This window comes from Cytobacillus gottheilii, from assembly GCF_001636345.1.
GTDB lineage: Bacteria > Bacillota > Bacilli > Bacillales > Cytobacillaceae > Cytobacillus > Cytobacillus gottheilii.
This window is the reverse complement of the sequence record NZ_KV440945.1, coordinates 244,811-271,275: the sequence shown is the minus strand read 5'-3', so window position 1 is coordinate 271,275 and position 26,465 is coordinate 244,811. Positions and strand designations below refer to the sequence as shown.

24 protein-coding genes and 2 pseudogenes are annotated in these 26,465 nt (G+C 34.0%); 7 read left to right on the top strand and 19 right to left on the bottom strand.

The window, feature by feature from the left end:
* Positions 1-131: 131 nt before the first annotated feature.
* On the bottom strand, positions 132-1,250 hold the full coding sequence (locus tag A6754_RS01410) for a DUF418 domain-containing protein (RefSeq protein WP_066441996.1): 1,119 nt from the start codon (positions 1,248-1,250) through the stop codon (positions 132-134).
* 227 nt (positions 1,251-1,477) lie between these two features.
* On the opposite strand from A6754_RS01410, the pseudogene A6754_RS01405 reads away from it, so the two are divergent.
* Positions 1,478-2,342: pseudogene (locus A6754_RS01405) on the top strand (helix-turn-helix transcriptional regulator).
* Positions 2,343-2,394: 52 nt separating this feature from the next.
* On the top strand, positions 2,395-2,772 hold the full coding sequence (locus A6754_RS01400; protein WP_066441995.1) for a VOC family protein: 378 nt from the start codon (positions 2,395-2,397) through the stop codon (positions 2,770-2,772).
* A gap of 84 nt (positions 2,773-2,856) precedes the next feature.
* Here the strand turns inward: A6754_RS01400 and ltrA are convergent, their stop codons facing one another.
* On the bottom strand, positions 2,857-4,119 hold the full coding sequence (gene ltrA, locus A6754_RS01395) for a group II intron reverse transcriptase/maturase (protein ID WP_066441994.1): 1,263 nt from the start codon (positions 4,117-4,119) through the stop codon (positions 2,857-2,859).
* Between the two features lie 1,027 nt (positions 4,120-5,146).
* On the opposite strand from ltrA, the gene A6754_RS01390 reads away from it, so the two are divergent.
* Entirely contained in the window at positions 5,147-5,641 is a 495-nt protein-coding gene (locus A6754_RS01390; RefSeq protein WP_066441992.1) for an SRPBCC family protein, read from the top strand.
* Between the two features lie 287 nt (positions 5,642-5,928).
* On the opposite strand, the gene A6754_RS01385 is transcribed toward A6754_RS01390, so the two are convergent.
* Positions 5,929-6,576 (bottom strand): RNA polymerase sigma factor, encoded by a 648-nt coding sequence (locus A6754_RS01385; protein WP_066441990.1) that lies wholly within the window; start codon positions 6,574-6,576, stop codon positions 5,929-5,931.
* Between the two features lie 96 nt (positions 6,577-6,672).
* Between A6754_RS01385 and A6754_RS01380 the strand changes: the two genes are divergently transcribed.
* Together A6754_RS01380 and A6754_RS01375 are read left to right on the top strand one after the other, a co-directional pair.
* Positions 6,673-7,101 (top strand): VOC family protein, encoded by a 429-nt coding sequence (locus tag A6754_RS01380; RefSeq protein WP_066441988.1) that lies wholly within the window; start codon positions 6,673-6,675, stop codon positions 7,099-7,101.
* A gap of 173 nt (positions 7,102-7,274) precedes the next feature.
* Positions 7,275-8,834: pseudogene (locus A6754_RS01375) on the top strand (IS1182 family transposase); the annotation flags it as partial.
* Positions 8,835-9,052: 218 nt separating this feature from the next.
* Here the strand turns inward: A6754_RS01375 and A6754_RS01370 are convergent.
* Positions 9,053-10,627, bottom strand: coding sequence for a recombinase family protein (locus tag A6754_RS01370; RefSeq protein ID WP_066441984.1), 1,575 nt, complete (start codon positions 10,625-10,627; stop codon positions 9,053-9,055).
* Between the two features lie 139 nt (positions 10,628-10,766).
* Positions 10,767-10,922, bottom strand: a complete 156-nt coding sequence (locus A6754_RS22630) for a hypothetical protein (protein WP_156495654.1) — start codon at positions 10,920-10,922, stop codon at positions 10,767-10,769.
* Between the two features lie 441 nt (positions 10,923-11,363).
* Here A6754_RS22630 and A6754_RS01365 point away from each other — a divergent pair, with 441 nt between their 5' ends.
* Both A6754_RS01365 and A6754_RS01360 read left to right on the top strand, forming a co-directional pair.
* The gene (locus A6754_RS01365) at positions 11,364-13,079 is read left to right on the top strand and encodes a hypothetical protein (RefSeq protein WP_066441982.1); all 1,716 of its coding nucleotides are present in this window, start codon (positions 11,364-11,366) and stop codon (positions 13,077-13,079) included.
* Positions 13,063-14,175 carry a 4Fe-4S binding protein gene (locus tag A6754_RS01360; protein ID WP_066441978.1) on the top strand — a complete coding sequence of 371 codons (1,113 nt, stop codon included), beginning with the start codon at positions 13,063-13,065 and terminating at the stop codon, positions 14,173-14,175. Before A6754_RS01365 ends, A6754_RS01360 begins: the two co-directional genes overlap by 17 nt.
* A 14-nt stretch (positions 14,176-14,189) precedes the next feature.
* Here A6754_RS01360 and A6754_RS01355 read toward each other — a convergent pair whose 3' ends face one another.
* The 14 genes from A6754_RS01355 to A6754_RS01290 form a co-directional block, all read right to left on the bottom strand.
* Positions 14,190-15,023: a DNA-methyltransferase gene (locus A6754_RS01355; RefSeq protein ID WP_066441977.1), complete on the bottom strand. Its 834-nt coding sequence runs from the start codon at positions 15,021-15,023 to the stop codon at positions 14,190-14,192.
* A gap of 1 nt (position 15,024) precedes the next feature.
* On the bottom strand, positions 15,025-16,227 hold the full coding sequence (locus A6754_RS01350; protein WP_082851573.1) for a DNA methyltransferase: 1,203 nt from the start codon (positions 16,225-16,227) through the stop codon (positions 15,025-15,027).
* Between the two features lie 324 nt (positions 16,228-16,551).
* A complete protein-coding gene (locus tag A6754_RS01345) occupies positions 16,552-17,130 on the bottom strand; it encodes a hypothetical protein (protein WP_066441976.1) in 579 nt (192 codons plus the stop codon).
* 29 nt (positions 17,131-17,159) lie between these two features.
* Complete coding sequence (locus tag A6754_RS01340; protein WP_066441975.1) at positions 17,160-17,360, bottom strand: hypothetical protein; 201 nt, start codon at positions 17,358-17,360, stop codon at positions 17,160-17,162.
* A 749-nt stretch (positions 17,361-18,109) separates the two neighbouring features.
* Positions 18,110-18,538, bottom strand: a complete 429-nt coding sequence (locus A6754_RS01335; protein ID WP_066441974.1) for a hypothetical protein — start codon at positions 18,536-18,538, stop codon at positions 18,110-18,112.
* A 496-nt stretch (positions 18,539-19,034) separates the two neighbouring features.
* A complete protein-coding gene (locus A6754_RS01330; protein ID WP_066441972.1) occupies positions 19,035-19,640 on the bottom strand; it encodes a recombinase family protein in 606 nt (201 codons plus the stop codon).
* Between the two features lie 235 nt (positions 19,641-19,875).
* Positions 19,876-20,775 carry a hypothetical protein gene (locus A6754_RS01325; RefSeq protein ID WP_066441970.1) on the bottom strand — a complete coding sequence of 300 codons (900 nt, stop codon included), beginning with the start codon at positions 20,773-20,775 and terminating at the stop codon, positions 19,876-19,878.
* Positions 20,776-20,915: 140 nt separating this feature from the next.
* Positions 20,916-22,376: a DUF8370 family protein gene (locus tag A6754_RS01320; protein WP_066441968.1), complete on the bottom strand. Its 1,461-nt coding sequence runs from the start codon at positions 22,374-22,376 to the stop codon at positions 20,916-20,918.
* A gap of 131 nt (positions 22,377-22,507) precedes the next feature.
* Positions 22,508-22,882: a gamma-glutamylcyclotransferase family protein gene (locus A6754_RS01315; protein ID WP_066441966.1), complete on the bottom strand. Its 375-nt coding sequence runs from the start codon at positions 22,880-22,882 to the stop codon at positions 22,508-22,510.
* 216 nt (positions 22,883-23,098) lie between these two features.
* Positions 23,099-23,671 carry a hypothetical protein gene (locus A6754_RS01310; protein ID WP_156495653.1) on the bottom strand — a complete coding sequence of 191 codons (573 nt, stop codon included), beginning with the start codon at positions 23,669-23,671 and terminating at the stop codon, positions 23,099-23,101.
* 127 nt (positions 23,672-23,798) lie between these two features.
* Positions 23,799-24,530: a hypothetical protein gene (locus A6754_RS01305; RefSeq protein ID WP_156495651.1), complete on the bottom strand. Its 732-nt coding sequence runs from the start codon at positions 24,528-24,530 to the stop codon at positions 23,799-23,801.
* A 20-nt stretch (positions 24,531-24,550) separates the two neighbouring features.
* A complete protein-coding gene (locus A6754_RS01300) occupies positions 24,551-24,967 on the bottom strand; it encodes a hypothetical protein (RefSeq protein ID WP_066441961.1) in 417 nt (138 codons plus the stop codon).
* A 786-nt stretch (positions 24,968-25,753) separates the two neighbouring features.
* Complete coding sequence (locus tag A6754_RS01295; protein ID WP_066441959.1) at positions 25,754-25,963, bottom strand: hypothetical protein; 210 nt, start codon at positions 25,961-25,963, stop codon at positions 25,754-25,756.
* An 85-nt stretch (positions 25,964-26,048) separates the two neighbouring features.
* Positions 26,049-26,327 (bottom strand): hypothetical protein, encoded by a 279-nt coding sequence (locus A6754_RS01290; protein ID WP_066441958.1) that lies wholly within the window; start codon positions 26,325-26,327, stop codon positions 26,049-26,051.
* Positions 26,328-26,465: the final 138 nt, after the last annotated feature.

The window sequence follows — 26,465 nt, the reverse complement described above, 5'->3', positions numbered from 1 at the left end:
ACCTTAAAAATAAGTGACGGAATCTGCTCCGAGACGACAACCGCATAGCTAAATAGCAGGACGGTCAGTACATCAATAATTAAATAATATCTTGCCTGACTTTTAGGATACCATTCCAGTATCTAACACCCCTATCTTTCCAGCCTCTGCAGCATTCCCTTCCGCAGCCATTCGACCGGTCCATAAGGAAATTTAGTTAACCACATATTCGACAGTATAATTTGCCCTACTACTATCATACAAAAAATCCCTATAATTTCCACACTGTTTAGACTACCTCCAAGACCTAAACCCCATCCGTAGAAAATAGCTGAAGCAGTAATGTTTTGCAGAATGTAACAGCTTAAAGACATGCGCCCCGTTTTCTCAAGCCACTTCCACATTCCCCACGTACTGCACTTACGTACAATATAAGCAATCAGTCCTATATAGCCTAATGCAAGGACAGGAGCAAACAGATAACGGACAGGTAAATCAAATAGACCGCCTGGTACAAAAGTCAACATATTCAAAGGCAGACCTAGACCTAATCCCCAAATGAGCAATTTCCTTTGAATAGCAATGCCATGCTCAGTAAAGGAGAACACACCACTGCGCATCAGCTTTATACCAACAATAAATAAAATAATATTTAAAGGAATAATAAAGATTGCCTCTGCTCTAAAGAACATAAAATTCATGAGACGATTCTGTACCTGATCCAGCCATGTTCCCTCTGCATATATTGCAAGCAACTGTGGAGAGCTTGCCATTGAAAACGCCGGTCCAAATAGCATGGAAGTAAAAATTAGAGCAAGCAGCCCTAAATGAATAGCTCCCGCAACCCACAACGCCCTTTTCATTACCCTCTCTCCGCGCTTAAGTATGACCGCAATAATTCCTGCAGTAACGGCATAGCTCATGAGCACATCATACTCCATTACTAGTAGGTAGTGCAGAAGACCTTCCACCATTAAAAATACGATTACCCATTTATACATACCGATCCAAGGCTTATTGTGCCTAATGGATTGCTGATATTTAATCTCCATTCCTACTCCGAACATTATCGTTAACATGCCAAGCAGCTTGCCGTTAAATACGAACAGTACAAGGAGGCGTAAAATATCATTTATACTCGACCAACTGGTAAAGTCTGTAGTCGTTATATACTTTAGATCCCCTAAATGGGCAAAAATCCAAATATTCGTTCCAAGTGTCCCCAAAATAGCGATTCCTCTTAAAATATCGATCAATGCTATACGTTTCATATAAATGCCCCTCCATTTCTGTACCTTTATCGTACAATACAGGGCATCCATGAAAATATCGACAGGCGTCAATAGATACAGATGACACTTGTCATTTATAAAACGCAAAACCGCACTTATTTATGGTACGGTTCATCCAAATTCATTGGTAACATATATGAACATACTTAAAATTCTATTATTATGTATAATAATACTATGGAAAAATAAGTTATGGAGTTTGTTTTATGACAAAAAATGAATCTAACAATTTCGTATTGCATGCAAAAAGTGAACAGTTTTACTGGGAAGGAAATGGTCAACTGTCCATTAAAACATTCTTTAATGGTAAAGCCCATTATAAAACTAACAAAGGCTTTTTTGCTGTTGAAGAGAGTAGATACCTACTCCTCAATAAAGGTGCATACACAATTTCAATTGATGAACCTAAAGTTGTAGAATCCTTTTGTCTTTTCTTTAAAGATGGGTTTGCAGAAGAAGTCCTTCATTCCTTAAAAGAAACAAATGATCGTCTTCTAAGCGATCCGTTTAAGGATACAAGTTCTATTGGCTTTTTTGAAAAAACCTATCATAAAAATAGTATTTTATCTTCTCAACTGGAAAATTTCATGCAGATATTACCTAGTCTTGATATTGATTCCGTTGGTTATGAGGAACAATTTCATAAGATAATGTATTCCATTTTAAATGAACACTTAAATACATATACAGAAATAGAATCATTACATGCAATTCGCAATTCTACACGTGAAGAATTATATAGAAGAGTAAGTATAGCACATGATTATATTAGATCTTATTTTAATCACCCTATAAAACTAGATAAAATTGCTAGGATCGCATGTTTATCACCTAACCATTTATTAAGAACTTACAATCAAATATACGGTAGAACACCCCATCAGCATATTTCAGAATTTAGAATACAAAAAGCAAAGCAACTATTATCAAAAGCAGATAAAAATATGACTGATATAACCTTTGAACTTGGATTTCAAAACCCTGTGTCCTTTAGTAAAGTGTTTAAACAGCATGTTGGTATATCTCCTATAGAATATCGAAAAAAAGGTGATATTGGATAAGAAAAATTAGAGGAAATTATTTATGCTTATCTTGAATAGATATTAGAAAGGAGAATTGTATTATGGAAACAAAAATGGTTCAAAAGGTTGGACAGATTGGTGTACCTGTCAAAGACTTGAATAGGGCATTAGATTTTTACAAAGAGAAATTAGGTCTCTCCCTTTTATTTAACACTGATAGTATGGCTTTCTTTGAATGTGATGGGTTGCGACTAATGTTATCACTACCAGAAAAAGATGAATTCGCTCATTCAAGTTCAGTTATTTATTTTCAAGTAACTAATATTAAAGATACTTATGAGCGCTTAGTAGGTAAAGAAGTTATCTTTATTGATGAACCACATGTTGTAGCGAAAATGGGACAAACAGAAACATGGATGGTATTTTTTAAAGATACAGAAGATAATACTCATGCATTTATGAGTGAAGTACAAGTATAAGAAATTGAGATAGGGGGAGGCGATTAACCTCCATTTATCCCTCTCACACCACCGTACGTACGGTTCCGTATACGGCGGTTCCGATTAAGTCGAACGCTGTAAGTCATATCTAGCAGAAATACTTTTTAACCCAAGGGAAAGCCAGTAGGCTTTCCCTAATGTTTTATGAAGAATTGGACTTTTGGATATCCTCCAATAAGCCTTTCTTGTATTTCCCCATTCATATGCTTTCCCTTTCGAAACACCTAGTTTAATAAGTTTCTTGACCTTCGTTTGGGGAAGTTTCCATTCCTTCCATCGAATCATTCTTAACCTTCGATTAAGCCATCCTTCGAGTTTTGCGATTACTGAACGGGTATCTGCTAAATGATAATAATTAACCCATCCCACTAGATATTGGTTAAGGTTATGAATCCTATCTTCCATGGCAATTGACCTTCGTCTGCTTGTAAGCTTTCTTATTTTATCTTTAAACCGTTTAACTGATTGGGGAGATATTCTCACCTTCGGTTTTAGATTACTTGTAAAACTGAACCCAAGAAATTTCCTTTTCCAAGGGCGGTCTACAGCACTTTTATCCTTGTTAACCTTCAGTTTAAGATTCCTCTCGATAAAATGGGTCATTGCCTTCATAACTCTTTCTCCAGCTCTTTTAGATTTCACATAGATATTACAATCATCGGCGTAGCGGACAAAGCGATGTCCTCTGCGCTCCAGTTCTTTATCCAGTTCATCCAACACAATATTCGAAAGTAAAGGGCTTAAAGGTCCACCTTGCGGTGTCCCCTCAAGGTTAGGACTGACAAGTCCGCCTTCCATAACACCAGAGGTTAAGAACCGTCTTATTAGTTTGAGGAGAGTACTATCCTTTATCCTCATGGCTAATTTACTCATTAATCTATCGTGGTTAACCTTGTCAAAGAACTTTTCAAGGTCAATGTCGACTACCCATCGATAACCCTCTTCTATATAGCTTTGGGCTAATTTAACAGCCTGGTGCGCTCGCCTGTTAGGGCGAAAGCCGAAGCTACATTCAGAGAAACTAGGGTCATACATTCTGGTAAGCACTTGGGTGATTGCTTGTTGAATGAAACGGTCTGTCACGGTTGGGATTCCCAGTTTCCTCTTCCCTTTGCCGTCTGGTTTCGGGATTTCGACTCGACGGACGGGGGATGGGATATAGGTTCCCTCGAAGAGGGATTTTCGCAGTTCGCTCCAGTTGAGCATAATATGTCCACGAAGAGCAGTGACGGGCATTTCGTCCACTCCATGTTTTCCCTTATTCTTTTCTACTCTTTTAATCGCATTAAGTAGGTTTTCCCGTGACATGATTCGTTCCATTAACATTGATATAACCTCCCGCGTAAATAGGTGTTCTGTTTGTGTCCTTTTCATTCTCCACCCTGTTTAATGACCCCCGCGGATTCACCGTTTCTTTCATTAAACAGGTACTATGTTTTCTGTTTCATCGAATGGAAAGATACGCCTAGTTCCTATTTTCCATAACCGGTTCAGCCCTTCCTTATCCTCTTAAGCGAATAAGTACTATGGCTTCTGCTGACGCCTGTCGTTCAACTTATCCTCACGGATAGGCTTACCGCATGAGTACGGCATATCGACAGGTTCTCCCCGGGTAAGAGTACAGACTTTCCTTCCATGTCTCCGCCTCATTTACTATGTGACACCTTTGGCAGTATGGACTTTGTCTTGTATTGCAGACTCACCCAATGTCATCTAGCCTCATATGAGATTCGTGTTCCTCAGAGCGGAAGTTTGCCGCCGACTTCCTTCAGATAGGAGGGTCACCCCGCATATCCTTGTCTTAAGCTACGGCTACTACTGCCTTCGCCGTTCGGGACTCGCACCCTAGAGCCTGCACCCATGCCGGGCACACAACCAAAAGGAGACCGTTTAAATAACCAACGGTCTCCTTCAATTTAAATTAGCCTCTTTAAGAAATCTTTAGCCAGAGTTACTTCCACTCTCTGCTTTACCACTATTTGTGATATGGTTCCCCATAGTCATTAAAGAGGCAAAAAGGCATTGTAACGTTGCCTATTTTAATTAAATTCACACCTGCCATTTAGTGGTCAAATTTAGGAATTTACTGGTATGAATTATGTCACTACTTGGAACAACTCAGATATTTAGGGGCTTGCCTATTGTAAAAACGGATTTTCTAATAATTAGTGGAATATAAGTACTATGAATATAGGACATAAGATCTATCCGAATAATTCTCAGATAGGGTTTTTGCCATGTAACGACAGATGATGAAGAGGCTACTAACCCCTTATTTATTAGAATATTCTTTATTCCACCTTTCTCAAATGCTATTATATTATTGTGAATAATTGTAAAAGGGGGATTTATTTTGACAATAACTACAAACGATGGAGCAATTACTAATGAGGTTACAATTAATGCATCTTTAAATTTAGTTTGGTATGCTTGGACAATCTCTGAACGAGTTTCCGAATGGTTCGCACCTGAAACTGTGATTGAGGCAAGAGAAGGCGGAGCATATGAACTTTACTTTATTCCAGGGAATAAAACTGCAATGAATACAAAAGGGTGCAATATAATTAAAATGGTTGAAGAAAAAGAATTGCAATTCACTTGGAAAGCCCCAGACCAATTTGAATCTATTATGAATAATGAAAATGAATTAACTACTGTCAAAGTAAAATTCGAATCAGTAAAGTCTGACTCCACAAGAGTTGTTGTAGAACATTTTGGGTTTAAAGACGACAAAAACTGGAAAGATGCAATTGAATGGCATAAAATGGCTTGGGCTGGTGTTCTAAGTAGTTTAAAATCCGCTCTTGAAGAAGATAAAGGAAATTTGTGTTGCCAACCAATAAAGTAGAAATATTAATCGGTTTTTTTAGCCACTTATTTCATATAAATAATTGTCCTTCGTGCAAAGACTTTATCGTTTAAACCGATTCCTTTTGCGTATTTGTGCATATCAACAATTAAACAGGGTATAGAACCTACGCGATTCTATACCCTGTTTGTGTTGCTGACTAGTAATAACAACTCAAGAAAAACTTTAACTTTCTGCTTACCCTATTTGTGAAACATTACTGTTCAGTTCTATATTTTTATAAAACCTATAGTATGTTGTGTTGGTGTGAATATAGTTTATGTTAACTAGGATATTATTTCTAAAATATTTCCGTCCGGGTCTACAACATGGAATACGGAATGCAAAGAACTTCTTCTTACCTGAAAATTTTTCGACTCTAATAGTCGATAAAAATAAAATATTTGCATCGGCTTAGACTCCCGTATTGCTTTAGTGAGTGCTAAAATAATTTCGTGATTAGGGGTTAGGACTTCCATATCTATATTACTGTTTTTAAACTTTAGTTTCTTTCTAGAGCGATGAAGTGCTGTTTTAATAGATTCATTACTCACTCTTAACATTGACGCTATTTCTTTTGAAGTGTAGCCAAATACATCTTTCAAGGTAATAAGCATAGACTGTTTCAATGGCAAAGTGGTAAGTAAAATTTCAATTAAACTAAAGTGTTCTATTGAATCATATACTTCTCCATAAAATTCCTCTTTAAAATGTATTATTTCTTTACTTTTTCTTTTTTCGTCAATAAAAAGATTTTTAGCCACAGTACATAGAAAAGAGAAGTTGAACTCTCTATTCGGTTCTGTCTTTTTTAATCTATAAACCTTTAGCATCGTTTCTTGTACTAGATCCTCGGCTATCCAAGGTGACCCTGACAACTTTAGGCAATATTTATAAAGTTTCTTAATCTCAAACTCAAAATTCTCAAAAACCATTTTTTCCACCTTTTTATTTAAATTTATTTATGTAAGTGTAACTTTTACACTATTATATTCGTTATAAGTAAGAATTTCATTTCAAGGAGGAATATTATGTTTAAAGTAGGTAGTATATTTATTCCAGTTACAGACATTGAAAAATCTACAGATTGGTATGTAAAGTTTCTTGGTGTAAAGATAATCGATAGTTGGGGAGATGGTGCTGGGTTTTATTTACCAACTGGGTCAACACAATTAGCCTTAGTAAAAGTTAAATCCCCGCAACCCACTGAGTTTATTACCGAGGGTGACCAGAAGAATTCCTATTTTAATTTTGTCGTTGATGATATTGAATCTGCACATCAACATTTTAAAAATAATGGCATAGTTACTACTGAAATCGATGATTTTGGTGGAATGAAATTTTTTGATTTCTTTGACTTGGACGGTAATCCATTTAGTGTAGTTAATGAAGTTGATGGTTCTCCTTACCACTCAGATAATGTTAGAAAAATGCAAGAAAGAGATAAAAAGAATAAATAAATATTTATAAAAAAGAAGAGGCTGGGACAAAACCTACCTCCAAGATAAAAAAGCCGGTGAAATTTTACTCATTGTAAAATTTCACCGGCTTTTATCATTTTTAAATAAAAATAAGGACCACTTCTGATAAAATAAAGTCACCACAACAAATTCAATCAGAAAGAAGGGTCCTTATGTTTAAAGATTATAACATGAATCAAATTATTTTGCCTTTAGATTTAGCAGTGAAATTACAAGAAAATGATATCGCCTTTTCCATCCATCATTTAGTCGAAAGTATTCCTCAAGAAGCTTTTCATTCCTTTAGCCGACAGACTGGCTGTCCATCCTATCATCCACGCATGATGCTGAAAATTATTTTATGCGGCTACACGCAATCTACTTTCTCTGGTCGTAAAATAGAAGGATTATTGAAAGATAGTATCCGCATGATGTGGCTCGCACAAGGATATGAGCCAAGCTACCGCACGATCAACCGGTTCCGTGTACACCCCGAAATGAAAGAATTAATACGCCAATGTTTCGTCCAATTCCGATGTCAGCTGGTTCAGGAGAACCTGATTGATCAAGAAGCGATCTTTATTGATGGCACAAAAATTGAGGCGAACGCTAATAAATTCACGTTTGTATGGAAGAAAGCCATTGAAAAATTCCATGCCAATCTCATTGAAAAGTCTAATCAGTTATACAGCCAGCTCCTTGAAAATGAAATCATTCCTGAAATAAAAAGAGAGAATGAAGAACAGCTTTCGATTGAAGAGTTAAAGCAAGTCGCCAAACAACTAGATGAAGTAGTCGATGATTATACACAAAAAATTGAGAGCTCTGATGATGCAGAAGAGCGTAAACAGCTTCGGAGTGAACGGAAGTCACCAAAACAAATGGTAAAACAACTGAACGATTGGATTGCCCGCAAACAGAAGTATGAAAAGGATTTTAACATGTTTGGCACAAGAAACAGCTATTCAAAAACGGATCAGGATGCAACTTTCATGCGAATGAAAGATGACTATATGCAAAACGGACAATTAAAGGCTGGCTATAATGTACAAATCGCGACAGAAGGACAATACGCACTGGCTTATGATGTGTTTCCAAACCCGACGGATACCAAAACATTAATCCCCTTTCTTGACCGAATTGAACAGGAATTCTTTTCGTTGCCGAAATACATTGTGGCAGATGCCGGTTATGGAAGCGAACAAAATTATGATGACATTTTGACAAAACGCAGCTGTACACCGCTTATTACGTATAATCACTACTTAAATGAGCAAAAGAAAAAGTTCAAACAAGATCCCTTCAAAACAAGTAACTGGGAGTATGATAAGGAAAGTGATACGTTCACTTGTCCGAATGACAAAAAGGTCATGTTTCAATACCATTCAACTCGTTCCGATAAAAGTGGTTACAAGCGACAATTAAAGGTTTATGAATGCGAGGACTGTTCAGACTGCCCATTGCGATCGTTTTGTACAAAAGCACAAGTAGGTACAAATCGTAAACTCATGATCAACGAGAAATGGGAACAGCAAAAAGAATATGTAAAGACAAAGCTTTCGGAAGAAGAAACGGCTGCCATTTACCGTCAACGCAAAACAGACGTGGAGCCAGTTTTTGGATTCTTGAAGGCTAATTTGGGTTTCACTCGGTTTTCGGTTCGCGGTCAATCAAAAGTCGATAACGAAATCGGCCTCGCGTTAATGGCCGTGAATATAAGAAAATCTGCGGCAAGAGCGTAAGATCTTGCCTACCTAAGACCAAAATACATAAGAAAAAAGTGAAATCGACGAGCGATTTCACTTTTTTTCATTGACTGAGACTATTTGTCCCAGCCTCTTCTTTTTTGTATTTGCTTCCAAAAGGAGCGTTTTTTTTTCATGTGCACTTCCAAAAAGTAATTTAATTATGTTTAATGATTTTTTCTAGCCACTCTTTATCAAGCACAACTTCAACTCTTTGCTTTACCACTATTTGTGGTACGGTTCACCTTACCACCCCCTATTCTAAACTTTTTCGAAAAACGGAAATGAACCTCATTAATATGCTTGTCCTCAACCTGTATCTCGGCTACAAGCATTCTAACTAAGGCTTGTTGTTTTTCTTTATCTTCTATCTTTTTAATTACTTTGCCAGCATACTGAAAGATTTCTACAATATCATCTTTATTTAGATTTTGGCTTTCAAGGTTTTTAATACTGGTTCTTTTCTTTTCTATATCAGCCTGAAATTCTTCAATTTTCAAAGAAACTTCATCCATTCTATTCCTTAACTTTTCTTTTACACGTTCAGTGCTTTCAGCTAGTAATTCATCAATGAGGTTATCCAACATTTTTTCTGCTTCTTTAATTTCTTTTTCTTTACTGCCAATAATTCTTTCGAGTTCTTTAACTTGTATATCAGTATTGTTGATTGATGCTAACATGCTTTTCTGAAAATCAGGTTCATTAACCTTTTTCTCAAAAATATCTAAGAATTCCGGCTCAATCTTTGCTTTGTTAATAGTATTCGGTTTACACGTTTTATGATTCATATACTGATTGCATGTATAATATTCATATGTTTTATTACCCCTTTTTACAGGTTGTATTGACATACCATTACCGCAATCTGGACATCTAAGCAAACCACTTAGTAAGTGGTTTCCATTAAACCTTTTCATGTGATGACGTGGATTGTTATCAATTAAATTTTGTACTTTATTGAAGGTCTCCTCATCTATAATTGGCTCGTGTTTACCTTCAACAATAATTGGGTTTTCATTATAAACTCTTTTCCTTTTACCATCAGAATACCGTTTACCCCAATCTTTGCGATGCCCCCAACGAATTTTCCCACAAAAAGTTGGGTTTCTTAATATATCCTTTACACTATTACCACTGAAAGTTCCACCAGTTTTGGTTTTAACACCATTATCGTTTAACTGTGCTGCAATAGTCTTATAACCGTTCCCTTTTAAATACTCGGTATATATGAATTTGACAGTTTTAGATTCCTCTTCATTTATTACTAGTTTCTTCTCAACTAAATCATACCCAAGAGGAGCAGTTCCACCGTTCCACTCACCTTCCCTAGCTTTTTGGGACATTCCACCTCTTACTTGTTCGATAATATTATCTCTTTCCATCTCCGCAATAGAACCTAATACCGATAAAATTATTTTTGAAGCTCCTGCTTCTGAAGAAAAATTATCTGAAATAGAAATAAGATGCGTGGAGGTTTCTTTCAACTGTTCAGTAATAAGAAACAGATTACCAATATTTCTACTTAATCTACTAAATTTGAAAATAACTAAATAATCGACGTTATTTTCCTTAATAAACCTCATCATTTCAATTAAGCCAGGTCTTTCATTTAATAAGGCTCCAGAAATTCCTTTATCATCAAATATCCCTAATAGCTCCCATTCTTGCTTCTTGCACTCTTTATTAATTTCTTCTATCTGATTATCCAGACTAAAGCCGTCTCTTGCTTGAACCCCTGTTGAAACCCGAATATATCCAACAGCTGTTTTTCTTTTGGTCACTATCATCACCTCGTAAATTAAATATAACATGTAAATATAAAGAAAATGGTAGTAAACTCTACCCTATATTCCTCCAAATAAAAAAGCACATATTCCAGAATGGCATTTGTGCTTCCTTCTAAATAATATTGTATTTGTTTTATTTCCCAGACTTTACCATTTTTAAGAACTCTTCTTTCCCATATTTATCAGCAAGTTTTTTAGCTTCATATAAAAGTTCATTTGCAAAGTCACTGATTATATCCATTTTAATTTCTTCATCCGTTTTAAATAAACTATTAAAATGAGTAGACATAATTATTTCACTCCGAAATAAGGTATTTGGAGTTCAACTCCATGTCTACATAGGGAATCTCTTGAAAAATATCTTGAAATTTAACCATGTTCCAATAAATAAAAACTTTTACCCCTAGGGATATAAATATGCCTAACAAATCCTATAAACTGTAAACTGAAATTATAATGTGTCTATAAACGATTAAAAAAAATCAGCTACTCTTTCAGCCGACCTACAAATAGTCACTGTTAAAAGAATAACTGATAAATTTTCTTTACTTTCTATTAAAATTGATTGTTTCATGCAACTAAAATTGCTACTTTATTAATGGTAGTTTAAAGAGGTTCATCACTATCAATCTAGTAGGTATATGCACATATAAGAATATACGTTCCCTAGATATAAAAGTTCTCCTATTATAGAATTGTAGTTACAAATACTGGTATCGGAGGTTAAGCAATGATTAGATTTCCCAATCCTGGTTCAAATATCCCTACTATGACAAAAATTTTCCAGGTCCTTTATTCTTATTTGAATAAACAATATTCCTTCTCTCTCGATGATATGTCAAGAACTTTAACTTTAGCAAATCTAGCAAGTTCATCTGGTTATATGGGTGAAGAAGCACTTAATCGTTCAACTCGTAAAAAGCGCTCTTTAGACCCATTATATAATCAATCGAAAATGTATGCTGAAGTTTATAGGACTCTTGGATGGATTCAATCAACTGAAACCAGTAGGTTACAATTTAGATTTACTCTCTTGGGTGAGCATATGGCAATCGCCAAAAACAACCCTCTCCCTCTTTTTCGACAATGTTTATTGGGTATTAGTTATCCGAATGAGGTATTAGAAATAAAATCACCAAATAAAAATAGACCCTTTTTCACCATTCTAAAAACAATGAACGATTTGGGTGGTGTAATAAATAGAGATGAAATGATTGTTGGACCACTCAGCCTTGATTATTCTGATGCAAACTATTCTAATATGATTAAAAGGTTGATACAAATAAGAACAGCTTCCGACAATAAACAAGCTTTGCAACATGAACTAGAGCATTTATCTAGTACATTAAAAATTCAAATAAATACTTTGCAAAATTATACAAGGTTTCCAATGGCTGCCCTTAGACATTCAAAATGGGTAGAAGATAAAGCAGTAAAAGTATACAAAGGTACTAGGACAATGCTAAGCCTCACTGAAGAAGGAAAAAATCTTGTTAGTTGGCTTAATGACATCGAGAGTATATATTATCCAGATTTAAAATCAAATAAAGAAAATGAAATAGCAATGATATGTAGAATAGGTTTCTTTGAAATGTTAGAACGGGCAGATTTTGATATTGAACATATCAAAGAAAAGCTCATAGAAGATAAAGAGTATATACAAAAACAATATAAAAAGGATATATTATTTTCACCTTACCAGACTCTTCCACAGTCATTTGTTAACGAGTCTTTAAGACCTATTATCGGTAAAATCAATGAAATTAGTGACGAAGTTCAGCAAGTTGCTGAAGTTTCCTTTGATAAAGAAATTGTATCTGAAGAACCACTTACTAGTACAATATTTTTACAAAATGCTTATTCTAACAATAGTTCTAGTTCATCGGAAGAAGAAATTGTAGATGAAATAAAAAAATTAGCAGTAAAGTGTAGTAACTCAGTAAAACTAATTGTAGATGAACTCTGTGGAAGGTTTGCATCTTCAGATAAAGATGATTTTTATCCCCTAGTTTCAAGTTTATTCAGAACCTTAGGACTACGCTGTGAAAACCCAAGGCATGGGGTCAACTATCAAAGATGGGATGCAATAATCATTGATGATAACTTCAGTATTCCTATTGAAATTAAATCTCCTTCTGAAGAAGAATTCTTATCTGTTAAAGCTGTACGACAAGCATTGGAAAATAAAATAGTATTATTATCTCGTAAATCTTATATAACTGATTATGATACTGTCACTTTAGCAGTCGGTTATAAGTGTCCAAACTCTAGGTCAGATGTGTACAGACTAATTAATGATATTAAAAGCACATACAATATAAATATTGGAATACTTGATATAAGTACGTTGTTCACTCTAGCAGTTAAGAAAGTGATTGAAGGTAAAGAACTCAGTATTGATATCATAAAAGGAATGGAGGGAATTATTAATGTCGCGGATATTTAAACAAAAAGAAGTTATTATTAAACCCAAACTATTTTGTCCAGATTCTCCTCCTACAAAAATAGTCTATAATCAAAATGAACCTGCTAAAATCATACTAGAAAATAATGAGGTTGTTTGGGGCAGTTGCTTAAATTGCCCTGATACCCCTTGTTTAAAATATCAGGAAGATGAATTAAAAAATGATGCATTTCCATTATTTCCACAGGATAATACATTGAATGTTTGTCCAACAGAAGCTATAACTTTAGATGCAGACTCTGGTTCACCGACTATTGACCCTAGCAGATGTATAGCTTGTGGAATTTGTGTTTCAAGATGTCCAAGTGGAGCAATCTATTTTAAAGAACAGGTCGTTCCACCTTTTTCCCTTAGCGGAAAAAGAGAAGAAACAGTAGCTATTGTCAACACTGAATCTAACAAATATATAAGAGAAATTGAACATGATAATCAACACGATATACTTAATAAATTAGATTCTAACAAAAAACTCCTAAAATCCCTACCCCGTGAAGGAGCTTTTGTACAAGAAACAGATGAACTGTTTAGAAATATTTATAGTAAAATTACTAATATCAGTGTCGATGCTCAATTTCCAAATCTATTAACAAGAAATTTATTAATTCAAACAGGCATCTCATGTTCCATTCGTAGAAAGGGGGATGTTAACTTGAGAATGGATGCTGTATTAGGCCCACCTGGAACTTCAAGTGGAGTTTTAGAGGTCGAACTTGCACCAATTGGTATTTTAGACTCCCCAAGAAATATGTTAGATAATATTGCCGTACTACATTCTAGATATAATACAGACACTAAGAACTTAACTCCTTTAATTGTTTCAATGTCTCTTCCTAACTCTAGGACTGAATATTATAGAGTTATCAATGATATTAACAATGTATTGAATATTAAAATTAACACTTTGACTATTGGAGCTTTCTTTATTTTTGTCTGGAATAATGTATTACTTAATTTTAATAAGTCGAGTTTCTATGTAGATTCAGAACAACTGAGTATTAGGGATTACGTTATAAAAGAACTAGGAAGGGAAATTAATCTATCTGAAGGGTTTTATTCAATTTTAGAAACGGAAAAATAGAAAAACGGGGAGACTTAAACCAAAGTCTCCCTGATTTCTTGCAATCTTTGATTAGCCACATTTACCCACTTTTCTTCTATTTCAAATCCCATCCATTGAATATTATGACCTTCTTTATTAAGAATTTCACAACAAACGCCTAAAGTTCCAGAACCAAAGAATGGGTCAAGTATCTTACCTTCATAAAAACCATCTTTGTTCTTAGGACAGTGTGCTTTAATTATATCTAAGATTAGATTAATTGGCTTTTGAGTGGGATGTTCAGTTCTCTCCTTTTGAGCGTTTTTCCCAGCTAGTGTTGGATATTGCCAAACATCTCCTCTTAATGCCCCTAGTGGATTCGGCTCCCATTTCTTTGTTTCTCCTTTTGAATTCTTATAATATACCGGAGTTTTTAATCTCTCTGAACTTTTATAAGGAACCCTAACATCGTCTGCATTATAAGTCCATTTTTTATCAGATTTAGAGAACCATAAAAAAGGCTCATACTGAGTAGCAGGTGTTTTTTTTGTTCTTGAGAATCCATTTTCATAAAACCAGATGTTCATTCTCTTATATGATAACCCCAAATCGTACATCATTGTTTGAATAAAACCAATATAATGATGTATCCCAAACCATATTATACTCGCATTTTTATCTAGTAGCTCATTACAGTAACCTAATCTTCTTTTATTTACCTCAATGAATTCATTTAATTCTAGTTTATCGCTATCATTTCCAAAATCCTTTTTTAAATTATAAGGAGGGTCTGTTAAAATTAGGTCGAAACGAACCCCATCTTCAATTAATTGAGGTAATGCTTTATCACAATCTACTCTATAAACATTATTGAATTCATATTGCATTTTAATTCTTCCTCTTCGACTTTGTTTTTCTAAATATTAATATATACTGATGATGAATATTTTCCACATAGGCAAATGGGTAACCATAAGGTAACAGCGATTTATGGTTTTGTATTAATGCTTTTACCCCCTGTAATGTAAGGGTGTAATCATCATTTATTCTTTTCTTACTTAATTGTTGTATTAAATCACTGTGAAAACTTATAAACTCAGACTTATTTCTAAAGTCAGAAACCACTATTGCCATGTATTTATCAGGGTTTAATACTCGAGCACATTCTAAAAATACATCTTCTACAAGTATCTCTAAAAACTCCCCGTATTCTGGGATATTGCCTAGGTCTTGTTCATCTTCTGAGTAATTAGTAGCTAGATTATTTTCTACTCTCTCTTTTTTTACCTTGTGATCGGCCTTTTTATTTAAGATTGCCCAATATGGCGGACTGGTTACCATAAAATCAAAAGAGTTATCCTCTAGATTTTTTAGTTCAATTCTGCAATCTCCTGTTATAATAGTATGTTGTTCAGAAGTCCCTTCACCCACTTCAAAGTCTAGACGTTCTCTTGCTAAGTCACTCCATTTAGGGGATAATTCAATACCTGTTCCTATCCTATTAAGTAATGCACTAGCTTTAAGCGTAGAACCTACACCAACAAATGGGTCTAATACTTTATCTCCTTCCTTGGTAAAAAAGGCTATTAATCTACCAACATCCTGGAATGAAAAAGGAGCTGGATGTTGTTTTTCAATTTGTGCATGTGGATGTTTGGAACCCAGACCCTTTTGAAACCAAAAACTTTTAGTTTCTGGGAGCCATTCTTTACCTGTTAAGTTATTTAATTTATTTCGTGGGTCATAAACGCCTGAATTTTCTTCTTTCTCATCAACCTCATCTTTTACATCTACTTCAATTTCCCCAACTTTATCCCCAGATGCATTATCTTCAATCAATTCTAATTGTTCAAATTCAGTTTGTTTATTTCTAATTGATGGCGTTTGAGGAGCAATTATGTTTTTACTTTTTTCTTTATAATTGTCCAACTCTTCTTTTTCAAACCTTCTTTGTCCACCTGGTGTTTTTATTACGTTCAATAGACCTTTCTCCTCAGCCCTATAAATTGTTGAAGTACTAACTCCTAAATAACTTGCTGCTTTTTTTACAGTAAGCAGTTCATTAGGTTTTATTACTGTTTTATTTACCATTTTTATTGCAACTCCTTATATACTAATTTACATATTATTGAAAACCTATCCAACTCTAATCAACATTAATCAACACTAATCAAATATATCTTCTGCTATTATAGAATAATAGACGTTAGTATGTAAAGGTACTAATTGCACTTAATGAAGTCTAACTAAAAAGTAATATCAAAAACTTAGAAAGTACAACTAACCAATCTTTGGATTTATGGATTATCAGAAAATGATATTAATTATTATAAAAAAACACCTATCCCTTTAAGATGACATTAAATAATCATCACTAAATGAATAGATGCTAATTTTTGATTTTAGGTGACGTTCTTAACTTACCCTCAGCAAATCCCCATTTAAAACGTTGACCCCGATATTGTAGAAGTCTGCCGAACCATCATCACTTACTACATAAGCATATAAATACCCCTGATTCGCCATAAATAAATCATGCTCGATGTATTCCTTGATAACCGATTCTTTATTACTTTCATTGGTTATATCCTCGTCAAAGGACATTGCCTCAGTGAAAATATCTTTCGGAACACAGAGATAACTTTTAGTGGTAATTACTTTTTCATATGTAGATACCTCATGCTCACATTGGATTTCTGTTTGCTTTCCTACCATAAAATACGAGAGCAATACATGATAAACTGATAACCCATTTTTGTCTAAGTCCGAGATAATTCCCTCATCTGTTTCAGTCAGGTTTTCTTGAGAAATAGATAACGGATTTAAACAATTAGTTTTTAAGATTTTCCCTTCTTTGAACGATTTCATAATGCTGCCCTTCATGCCAACCGTTTTCATTAAATCCAATGCTAGTTTCTGACTTCTGGTTGCGAATGGTAAAATACTATTGCCCTTTCCACATAGTCTTAAATCCTTTTCTATTTGCTTTGTCATTCTTGTACATCTCCTTTATAGAAACTTACTTACTCAATATCATCAATGCCTTTTTTGTACAACTTCACATACTCTTTTCTACCATCTGGATATAAATCATAAACTCCTAACTCATCGACTGTTCTTGTAGGCAAACCTAGTTTATGTTTATTCTCAATATCCCTTTTAGCTGATTGACGTAATATGCATTCAGCTTCATCTTTTGGAGTGTTCATATTAATCTTCTTCATGACATCAACCCCCTTAAGCTAAGATTTTCTTTTAGGAAATTGGGGAGCCTTTTTATGAAGTAACAATAAAAGAGCAGAATACCCCTAATAGCAATAAACTAAAAATTGATTGTTATTATAACTCTAATTAAGAAAATTGGTAGCACTTTTTTAGGGGATTTTTTCACAATAAATGGATATCCTAAGCGATACCCCGAAAACAAAGGGAAGTGGGAGATAATGGCTATAATAATTTTTATCGCTACTTTGAAATTGGTGGTATTAAAAAACCACTAGGTATTATACCCAATGGTTTAAAGGCTATATTCTACGGTTATAGAGGGTGTTGGATGTTCGAGTGATAGATTACTTGGAGCAATACTAAGCTCTGTTAGTTGGATTTGATTCTAGGAATTGCATAAATTGGATTGGTGTAAGTGAAATTGGTTTGTACTCCATGTAGCTGGTCCTTTTCTTTTCAGTCCTATCCTATTAAATATAAGTTATGTTTGTCCTCTACTCCTAAAATCAAATTATCTCAAGAAAGGTTTTTTAATTTATGATATTCCCTTAATTATATGTGGCTAGAACATTGAGAAAAATATCGGGAGTTTTTTCGTTGTGTGGGGATTTGGGCAGGGATTTGAGAGAATTACCCCAAGATGGACAAAATCCTCGAATTGCTTGTATAGTAAAAACCGTACAGTGTGGGATGTACGGTTTTTAAGTCTTTACTATTTTTTAAGTAGGTTCATGATTTGATTACATTCTTACTTTAACTGGTTGTTTTCATTTTTGAATATTGCAATGTCTAAATTTGCTCGGATATAATGGTATGCTAGTTCCTCAACTTCGTTCAACTTCTTGTTGTTTGCTAATGAAGAAAGGTGGTCTACCAAGGATTCGAATTGACTGAAGAACCTACCGTACTGATTAGGGAAATAGTCTGGGATTAAAAAGACTAGATTGTTGATAGTATGACAAATCTCTATGTCGTTTAGGTATTGCTTAGGGTCGACCATTCCTATGGCTGTAATCACATCTTCAATTTCCTCTTCTGTTGATTCCTCATAGCAATCATTTCGTAAAGTTTCTAAATAATTGGTTGATGGAGTATTGGTAGAAGTCCCTGTTTCCAACTGGCTTAAGGCTACCTCTTCTTTTACTTTCACTGGAATCTTTACTACTTTTCTTGTCATTTAAATCGCTCCCTTAATATGTGTTTTGAGCCACCTGTTTTTAACAGGTTTCCGACTTTACATTTACTATTGTGTATCTCATAGTTCAGGTGTTGAACTCGATAAATATGTAGTAGAAAAACTGAATATGTGTAAAAAGTTTTTCTATGTGTGTCATTTTTTCTTAATATGTAGTAACGGTAAATCCAGGTGTAGAAGAATTAATTTCATGTGTAGTAAAAATCAGTTCAGGTGTAGGTGGCTATGTTCAATGTGTAGTGTTGGTTTTTCTATGTCCTGATAGATTTATTTAAGATATGTAGCTAGAGTTGCTTGTGTTGATCAATGTTGCTCGGGTCGGGCAAGGGATGTTCAAGATGACTACCCCTGAAAGCAAAAGAATAACCGTACAAGCTAAGTGTACGGTTAAATTTTTATACTCGATATCCCATGAACCTTAAAACAGGGATGCCTTCCCTTCTTAACCAATAAAAAAAAACAAACACTTTAGAGGTCCTTATTTTAGATTGGACTCGTATTCTTTTACCTTACGATAGAAGGTTCCCTTTCCCATGTTCATTATCTTCATACATTCTACCGCCATAAGCTCTCCGTTCTTCCACTGCTTATATAGGATAGGGAACTCATTGGGAATTTCCTTTCTTGGTCTTCCTAAGTGCTTCCCCCTTGCTTTAGCTGCTGCAATTCCTTCGGCTTGACGCTTAAGGATATTTTGACGCTCATTTTCCGATACAAAGGCTAAAATTTGTAGAACAATATCACTTACGAACGTTCCTAGCAAATCTTTATGCTGAGTGGTATCTAATAATGGCATATCAATTACCTTAATATCCGCACCGAGTTCATGAGTAATTTCCTGCCACTCTTTCATAATTTCTTTACTATTTCTACCAATACGGTCAATTGCCTTCACAATTAGCAAATCATCTTTTTCTAAGGACTTTTTCATATATTGGTAACCAATTCTATCCATATCCTTTCCACTAGCTTTATCTTCATATATGTATTTCTCTTCGATGCCTAGTTTTTTCATTTCATCAATTTGACGAGCTAAATTTTGTTCTTTACTTGAAACACGAATATACGCTACCGTTTTTGGCATTTTACATCAAACCTTCCTTCTAGAGTTTGTGTGATTTTAGCTCTAGTGACTCAGAAGGTCAACAAATTTGTTGGAACGTTACAAAATAATTTTAGGGCTTTTTGAACCGCAAATTACCCCATTTAATGAGAGAATCATAACCTATACCTTTGTGAACTCATTTTTAAAAAGGATAATGGGGATTTTTTGACAAGTATCTTCTATTAGTAAAATATTCTTTAAGTTACCAATTTGATTAAATTTTACTCGAATGCGTAATCTTGTACATTGCAAAACTCAGGTATGCAAATAGTGCAAATAATTGGCTGTAGAAAAGGCTTAATAGGAACCACTTCGTTAGACTATCATTGTAGGTATCGAGTGGATAGGGTAAAAGCACACTTGGGTAAACAATACCAACTATACTTGCATATATTAGTACAGCTATCCCACTCCATATCCAAGCTGGCTTTCCGAAATTATTTAATAAGTCTTGTTGTGCTTTCTTTTGAAGCTCCAGCACTTTGATTTCATCCTCTATTTTTTCGTGTTCCTTTACATAGTATCCATAATTATGATTAGGTGTTAGACTGGCAAAATCAACATCTAGACTATCATATTTAGGAAGTGAAACCCCGATACCAAATACCCCATTTATGCTTTGTTGCCTTAATGAATCATCAATAACTTTAAAAATCTTTTCATACCAATCTTTTCTGTTGGGATATTTTAACTCTTCATTATCCTTATGAAATTCCTTAAAGGAATTATATGTATTCTCAGAGCTGATTAATTTGTGCTCTAATTCATCAATCATTTCCTTAATCTGATTAAAATATGGTTCAATTTCTTCTTTTGTAAGACGTGTGAAATCATCCTCTTCAATGGTTTCATCTAAAGTCAGACCATTAAATATCCTCTTAATATTCTTCCTAGTTACAAAATCGCCTAAGTCATCCTCAAACAAGTAATCTTCAATACCCTTGCTAATTTCCTGTTTAGCCATGATGTCATTATTAATTTCTCTTATTCTGCGTTTGATACTGTTCTGTTCACTAGAAATCGAAATTACCCTACTTACTAGAAAACCCCCAATAATAGCAACTAATGCTGCTGTAGAAGTAATTATAGTTGAAATTAAAGTATTTAAATCCATATTTTCCTCCAAGCAAAGATAAGTCAATTTGTTTCTTCCGAATCTTTATATACTAATATCAAAATCACATAAAAATACATCTAATCTAGAAGTATACCAACATGATGCCACACTTTTAGAAATAGATGCATGATTATTTTTTATGCAGTTGACGCTGAAGGTTTATTATCATTCCTTGCATCAATTAATATAATATTGTCTTTTTCCCCCAGACCTAACTCGTTCATTATTTTGGTTACTCTTTTTAACTCTGTTTCAGAAAAGTATAATATTACCTTGATTGATTTTTTAGTTTCATTTGCCGTTTCGTAAATTCCAACTTGATTTCTTAAATTTCTTTTTAGCTGAGAATTGCTCGCAAGTTTGAACTCTATTAATGTTTTGTCTTTATTACCCCTAGAAACTTTGAAATCGACTGGACCCCTACCATTATTAACTTCTCTATTTACATCTGAAATAGTTGCAAACCACGTTAATCTGTATAGTATTTGAAGGTCATCCTCTTTTTGGATTGCCCTTCCCTTAGAATAAAAGAGTTTGTAACCATCGTTATTTTCAATTACTTGCTTCATAAACATTACTCTTCTCATAGATTCTTCAAATGTATCATCAGATGTATTATAAAAGTCTGTTTCTTTTTCAATTAAATGAATTAGTTGTTTTAATTGTTCAACGTACAATGCTCTAGATTCTTTAACTTTTTCAATGCTGCTGGATTCCGCCTGGTCTCCACTATCCTCTTTATATTTAATATAGTAATCTATAAACTCTGGGAATTCTGCTATCACTTTGCTCACCGCTAGATTACGGTCTTTTTGCGATGCTTTCTTAGGAAGAATTGAATAAAAATAATTATTAATTTGTGCACGTAACTGTTCATTGTCAATACTTTCTGGTATTAATGAAAAATCCCTTACAATATCAGATTTATTTATCCATGTCTCATCCTTGGTTAAGATATCAACTGGAGTTAAGAGAACATAATCATTGTTCATATAAGGTAAATAAAAATAGTCCATTTCCCATGATTCTGTATCATAATTAAAACGTACATTCTTAACTGGAACTTTTTTAACAAATTCAGGCTTCAAATGTTTCAGTGCAAAATCCTGAGTAAACTTTAATAAGAAATCATGAATTAATCTGGTAGTAAAATCACTAATATTGTCCCTTCCAACTTTATCCTTTACAATGCAGAGCTTTTCTAAATGACTGCTTTGGGTAATCTTCTCTGAGCCAAAGTCACTGAATAAATTTAAATTTTCATGTAATGCAAGTGCAAAGTCTCTTCCAAGACCACTTCCACCGTTGCCTGTCTTGGAAAATCCAAACCAATTATGCTTTATTTCGGGAAACATATACCAAGCTTTTAAAAGTCCCTCTGATATATTCTTTTCCTGAGATTTATCCCTTAAGAACCTTAGATATTTCAACATATTCTCGTGTAACATCTTGTACTCCGCCTTAGAACTGTTAAAAAGGAGAAAAGGGTCAATGAATAATGGTAAATCATTTATAAGTGATACATCAAAAGCGCCATAATCCTCAATAACGCTAGGTTCTATATCGAAAAAATCAGAAAAATATACTTTAACTTTCATAATAGCTCCTCCCCCCTTGCATCCGAAATGTCCCTGTTAGAATTTTCTATTATTTTATCTTATAATTGGACAAGACTCAATAATAAGTGGGGATAATTTACATTGGAGAGAAACTGAATAAAAATCTAGAATTAAAAGAGGTTTTTGTCTACATTTTCATTAATATAAACCAATGCTTTTACACCTTCTTGATAGTAATCAGCACTATACGGGGCAACCATATCATTTACATCTGTAAGTATTACATTAAGCTCCTCCTTACGATAAACCTCTAAATCAAAAAAGGAATCTAGCTCCATTTCATCTTCTGCTGTAATACTGTATAGAACGACAGGTACATTACATCCAGCAGAACTCTTTAAATTCTCAAGTGCTCTATCTTCCAATTCAAAATCTTTAATACTACCCCACCCAAAGACATAGGATTCAGAGCAAACTTGAACCATCTTATCTACATTCATCAGAGAACCATAAGCTATAAAGAATTTACGGTGTACTTTATCCATTAACTATCACCCCTACTTCCTCGTTTGACTTGTTAGTATAGCTCTCAATATATTTTTTGTGTAATGAATTCCCAAATAATTGCTGCTAAATTAACAAAGCACGTCAAAGTATCACTGAAGTAAAGTAATAATCATAAAAAAAGGAAGCTTCCATCCTTGATAATATCTAAGGAATAGAAACTTCAATATGAATTTCATCTGTGAAAATATCTAGCATCAAATTCTAACGCTTATTACATACTCGTCATAAGGAATATTCTTTACCACACCCCCACTTAATAGCTCATAAAAGAATTTGCTCGGCTCCTTAAATAAGAAAATCTTTACTCTTCTTGATTTTGTATAATTTTTTGGAGTAATCGTTGGAAGTATTTCTCCATAAGCAAACTCCCAATGATTCTCTTTTTGTATCGCCACCATAAAACGATTAAATGGACTGTTACTAACAATTTGATATTGAGCAACATTAGCTATCTGCTTTAAAGCCATATGCTCACTTATATCAGTTGATAGATTTAATGCATAGATTCCTATTGAACCAACAAAATCATCTGGAGTGAAAAATAAAAATTGGCGAGTCCAATCACAAACTGTGGGCATACGTAGGTAAGTCTCATAAATTAGACAATTTACTGAGGTCACTTCAATTAGCCAATCCCCATTAGCAATTTTCCGTTCAATAATTCTTCCTAAATCATCATTAGAATACGGTCGAAATGAGCCTTTACTAACAAAATAAGAGAGTTTGCTCCAATTCTCGTTTGAATACGGTGAATTGGTTATGTCCATGATTTCCTCGAAGGTCAAGGAACTTCGGTGTTCTATACCCCTTAGGAGATTAACTCTGTTTGGATCTGAATGAACCTCTTGTTGAAGTGTTTTTACAAAGCACATAATTTCACCTTCTTGTTTTATTTTACTGTCTGAAACCTTGGGTTAAAAACTCTTCATATGCCTTTGTAATTTGAGTATTTAAATCTAAAGAACTCCCATCTACATCATTGCTGAAATCACCTTTAAGTAATTGATACAAAATTTTCCGTTCATCAGCTACAACTCTATCTGTCGATGTCAATACATACAGTAAGTAGGACAGATTTTCCTTATTGTATAAAGAGGAAACCCTTGCTAAGTTGGACTTTGTAAATGTAAGTAAGAATTTTATTTCTTTTTCACATTCTTCTAAATTGGCATGTGGTTTATCTTCCTTTGGTAACAAATCCAACAGACCATCAATTAGATAATCTGAAGGATTTAACTTACCCGTTCCAGCACGAAACTGTATCATCGCCTCATCCACTTTACCTTCAAGTATTAATTCAATGGTGCTTGCTCCTACTTTCCTTTCTAGCTTTTTTGAAAGATAGCTCATGGATGCCTCAACACTGTTTTTACTTTTTGCTCCTAGCTTATCTTTTGTTTTTGCATAGTTACAGTGATTCTTAATGAAAATTATTGCTTTCTGTCTAGACCTTTCTTGGCCTGCCCAGGTCTCATCATTCTTTATATAATCAAATATCTCTTTAAGAGCAGATAACTGCTTCTTTTCCACTGAATCATCTTCACCGTAGTATTCCTTACTTCGCAGTAATGCCTCTATATGTTCTCTTGCTTCAACATATTTTCTAAAGAACAATTTGTTTGCCACCGGATAACCTCCATCCATACTCATCTGAAATATCCCTTACTAAGCGAACTAACTCTAGTCCAAAACCATTTTTTTATTTCATCAAGTTCTTGTTGTGATTTACAATTTACAATTTTGGTTACGGTGTCCTCACCGAAAATATTCTCTAAGCGACTGTTAAAATACCAAATGGTTGCTCTTAAACCATCAGTAGTCATTCCTAACTTTTCGGCTGTTTCCTCTCGGTTCTTACCTCTATTTATCCAAGCTTCAAATTTCAATGATGATTTCTCTGTCAACTTACCAATGTGTTGAATTAATAGAAACAATTCAGCTAAAAAAAGCTGTTTCTTATTCTCAAGACATCTGGCTTCATCAGTTACATCTTGTGACCGTAACCTTTGCTCGATTTCATTTATGCCTGCCTGAACTTTCTCCCACAGCAACAGCTTTTTCATGAACTTCCTTCCTCCTATCCTTTGCCTTTTACTTGAATAACTTTTGATGCAAATAACGTAAAATCTACAAAATCAGCAGAAACTTTAAGAACTACTACAAGACTTAATAAAAATGAAGCAAACACCAGAAATACTTAATAAATTTTCACTATTATTATTTTTATAGATTTGTAAATCTTTAAAAACCCCTAGAGCAACAAGGTTCAAAACCTCCAAGCTCAAGGCAAGATAAAAATCAGGAGTGATTTTTGTTAAGAAAAAAATTAAGTATTTCCCTACTTAAAATAGTTTTGGTTGCTGGAATTCTCTTGAAGAGTAAAAATGTTCCTTTATACAACCAAAATGTTAATAACGAGTTTCAGAAAGATGCATGCAGAACCAATGATATTGAGTGAATTTGGGTATTTTTAAGCTATTGAATACCAATCAGAAGAATTAATTGAGGAAATGACCATATATGAGCATAAAGTAAGTTACGCCTTCTTCACCTAACTCTGGTTGAAGTTTTCTGTTTGAGGAATAACAAAGTAGATGGATACTAAGGTATTTTAATTCTTATATCTATAAAGCAAATCTAAATATAACAGCAAAATTTGGATAGAGTAAATCGCTTTATACTGTATACTTAGAACCTAATCCGAAGAAGTTTAAGGTGTAGACATTTATAACCAGTCTTTTCGCTTTTTATAAAAAATTTATGACTTTTATAAATTCCCTTCTAGTTTTATAAGAATTTCAGACCTTTTATAAGAATCCTTTTCGGCATTTATAAAAATATTAAGAGAGTTATAATTCCATTTTTTCTTTTATAAAAATATCTAGACAATTATAAATCTTGTTTTCGGTATTTATAAGGGCATCATCTACCCCCTCACTAGATATTTTTGGATTTACCCTTACATCGTAACGAACTCCACAACTCAAACATTCGACTGTTTGAACGGAATGAAAACTATCAACGACTTTGACTGTTCCAAAACAATACTCACAATTCAAATCAATTCCCCCCTATAATGACCACCTTTGCGTTATTTGTTCACTAAATCAGAGTTAGCAAGCAAAATTGCCCTGTTTTCTATTTTTAATACTCACTTGGGGTCATAAATGTGTAATAACTAAATTCTACTTCCTCACTATAAACCGCCCAGACATCATGGCTGAATAATCGTTGGTCAATGGTAGCAAGGATAGAATCATTACCATCAGTGATTATTGTTCTTCCTTCAAAATATTTAAAGACTATGAAATCTTCCTTTTCAGCAAAATGATTTACAATTAATGATGCTGCAACATCTAAATGAACGATTTGTAGAGCCTGAACACCTGGTGTTTGATAGAACCTTAAAGATTTAAAAGACATTGGACTACCCCTCCTTTAGAAATGTTGCTATGATAACTCTGTATTCAAATATTTGCTAGAATTTTTACGGAAATATTGGGAATAAGCTATAAAATATACAGCTACTGAATGGTAACTCTGATTTTTTAACTTGATTGG

Excerpts from the sequence above, each read along its gene's own strand:
- A6754_RS22630 (WP_156495654.1), bottom strand. The coding sequence starts at position 10,922 with ATGTCTACTCATTTTAATAGTTTATTTAAAACGGATGAAGAAATTAAA.
- A6754_RS01340 (WP_066441975.1), bottom strand. The coding sequence starts at position 17,360 with ATGAAGAAGATTAATATGAACACTCCAAAAGATGAAGCTGAATGCATA.
- A6754_RS01355 (WP_066441977.1), bottom strand. The coding sequence starts at position 15,023 with ATGCAATATGAATTCAATAATGTTTATAGAGTAGATTGTGATAAAGCA.
- A6754_RS01335 (WP_066441974.1), bottom strand. The coding sequence starts at position 18,538 with ATGACAAGAAAAGTAGTAAAGATTCCAGTGAAAGTAAAAGAAGAGGTA.
- ltrA (WP_066441994.1), bottom strand. The coding sequence starts at position 4,119 with ATGTTAATGGAACGAATCATGTCACGGGAAAACCTACTTAATGCGATT.
- A6754_RS01360 (WP_066441978.1), top strand. The coding sequence starts at position 13,063 with ATGTCGCGGATATTTAAACAAAAAGAAGTTATTATTAAACCCAAACTA.
- A6754_RS01400 (WP_066441995.1), top strand. The coding sequence starts at position 2,395 with ATGGAAACAAAAATGGTTCAAAAGGTTGGACAGATTGGTGTACCTGTC.
- A6754_RS01320 (WP_066441968.1), bottom strand. The coding sequence starts at position 22,376 with ATGAAAGTTAAAGTATATTTTTCTGATTTTTTCGATATAGAACCTAGC.
- A6754_RS01290 (WP_066441958.1), bottom strand. The coding sequence starts at position 26,327 with ATGTCTTTTAAATCTTTAAGGTTCTATCAAACACCAGGTGTTCAGGCT.
- A6754_RS01330 (WP_066441972.1), bottom strand. The coding sequence starts at position 19,640 with ATGCCAAAAACGGTAGCGTATATTCGTGTTTCAAGTAAAGAACAAAAT.
- A6754_RS01410 (WP_066441996.1), bottom strand. The coding sequence starts at position 1,250 with ATGAAACGTATAGCATTGATCGATATTTTAAGAGGAATCGCTATTTTG.
- A6754_RS01365 (WP_066441982.1), top strand. The coding sequence starts at position 11,364 with ATGATTAGATTTCCCAATCCTGGTTCAAATATCCCTACTATGACAAAA.
- A6754_RS01385 (WP_066441990.1), bottom strand. The coding sequence starts at position 6,576 with ATGGTTTTTGAGAATTTTGAGTTTGAGATTAAGAAACTTTATAAATAT.
- A6754_RS01310 (WP_156495653.1), bottom strand. The coding sequence starts at position 23,671 with ATGGACATAACCAATTCACCGTATTCAAACGAGAATTGGAGCAAACTC.
- A6754_RS01300 (WP_066441961.1), bottom strand. The coding sequence starts at position 24,967 with ATGAAAAAGCTGTTGCTGTGGGAGAAAGTTCAGGCAGGCATAAATGAA.
- A6754_RS01315 (WP_066441966.1), bottom strand. The coding sequence starts at position 22,882 with ATGGATAAAGTACACCGTAAATTCTTTATAGCTTATGGTTCTCTGATG.
- A6754_RS01380 (WP_066441988.1), top strand. The coding sequence starts at position 6,673 with ATGTTTAAAGTAGGTAGTATATTTATTCCAGTTACAGACATTGAAAAA.
- A6754_RS01350 (WP_082851573.1), bottom strand. The coding sequence starts at position 16,227 with ATGGTAAATAAAACAGTAATAAAACCTAATGAACTGCTTACTGTAAAA.
- A6754_RS01325 (WP_066441970.1), bottom strand. The coding sequence starts at position 20,775 with ATGGATTTAAATACTTTAATTTCAACTATAATTACTTCTACAGCAGCA.
- A6754_RS01345 (WP_066441976.1), bottom strand. The coding sequence starts at position 17,130 with ATGACAAAGCAAATAGAAAAGGATTTAAGACTATGTGGAAAGGGCAAT.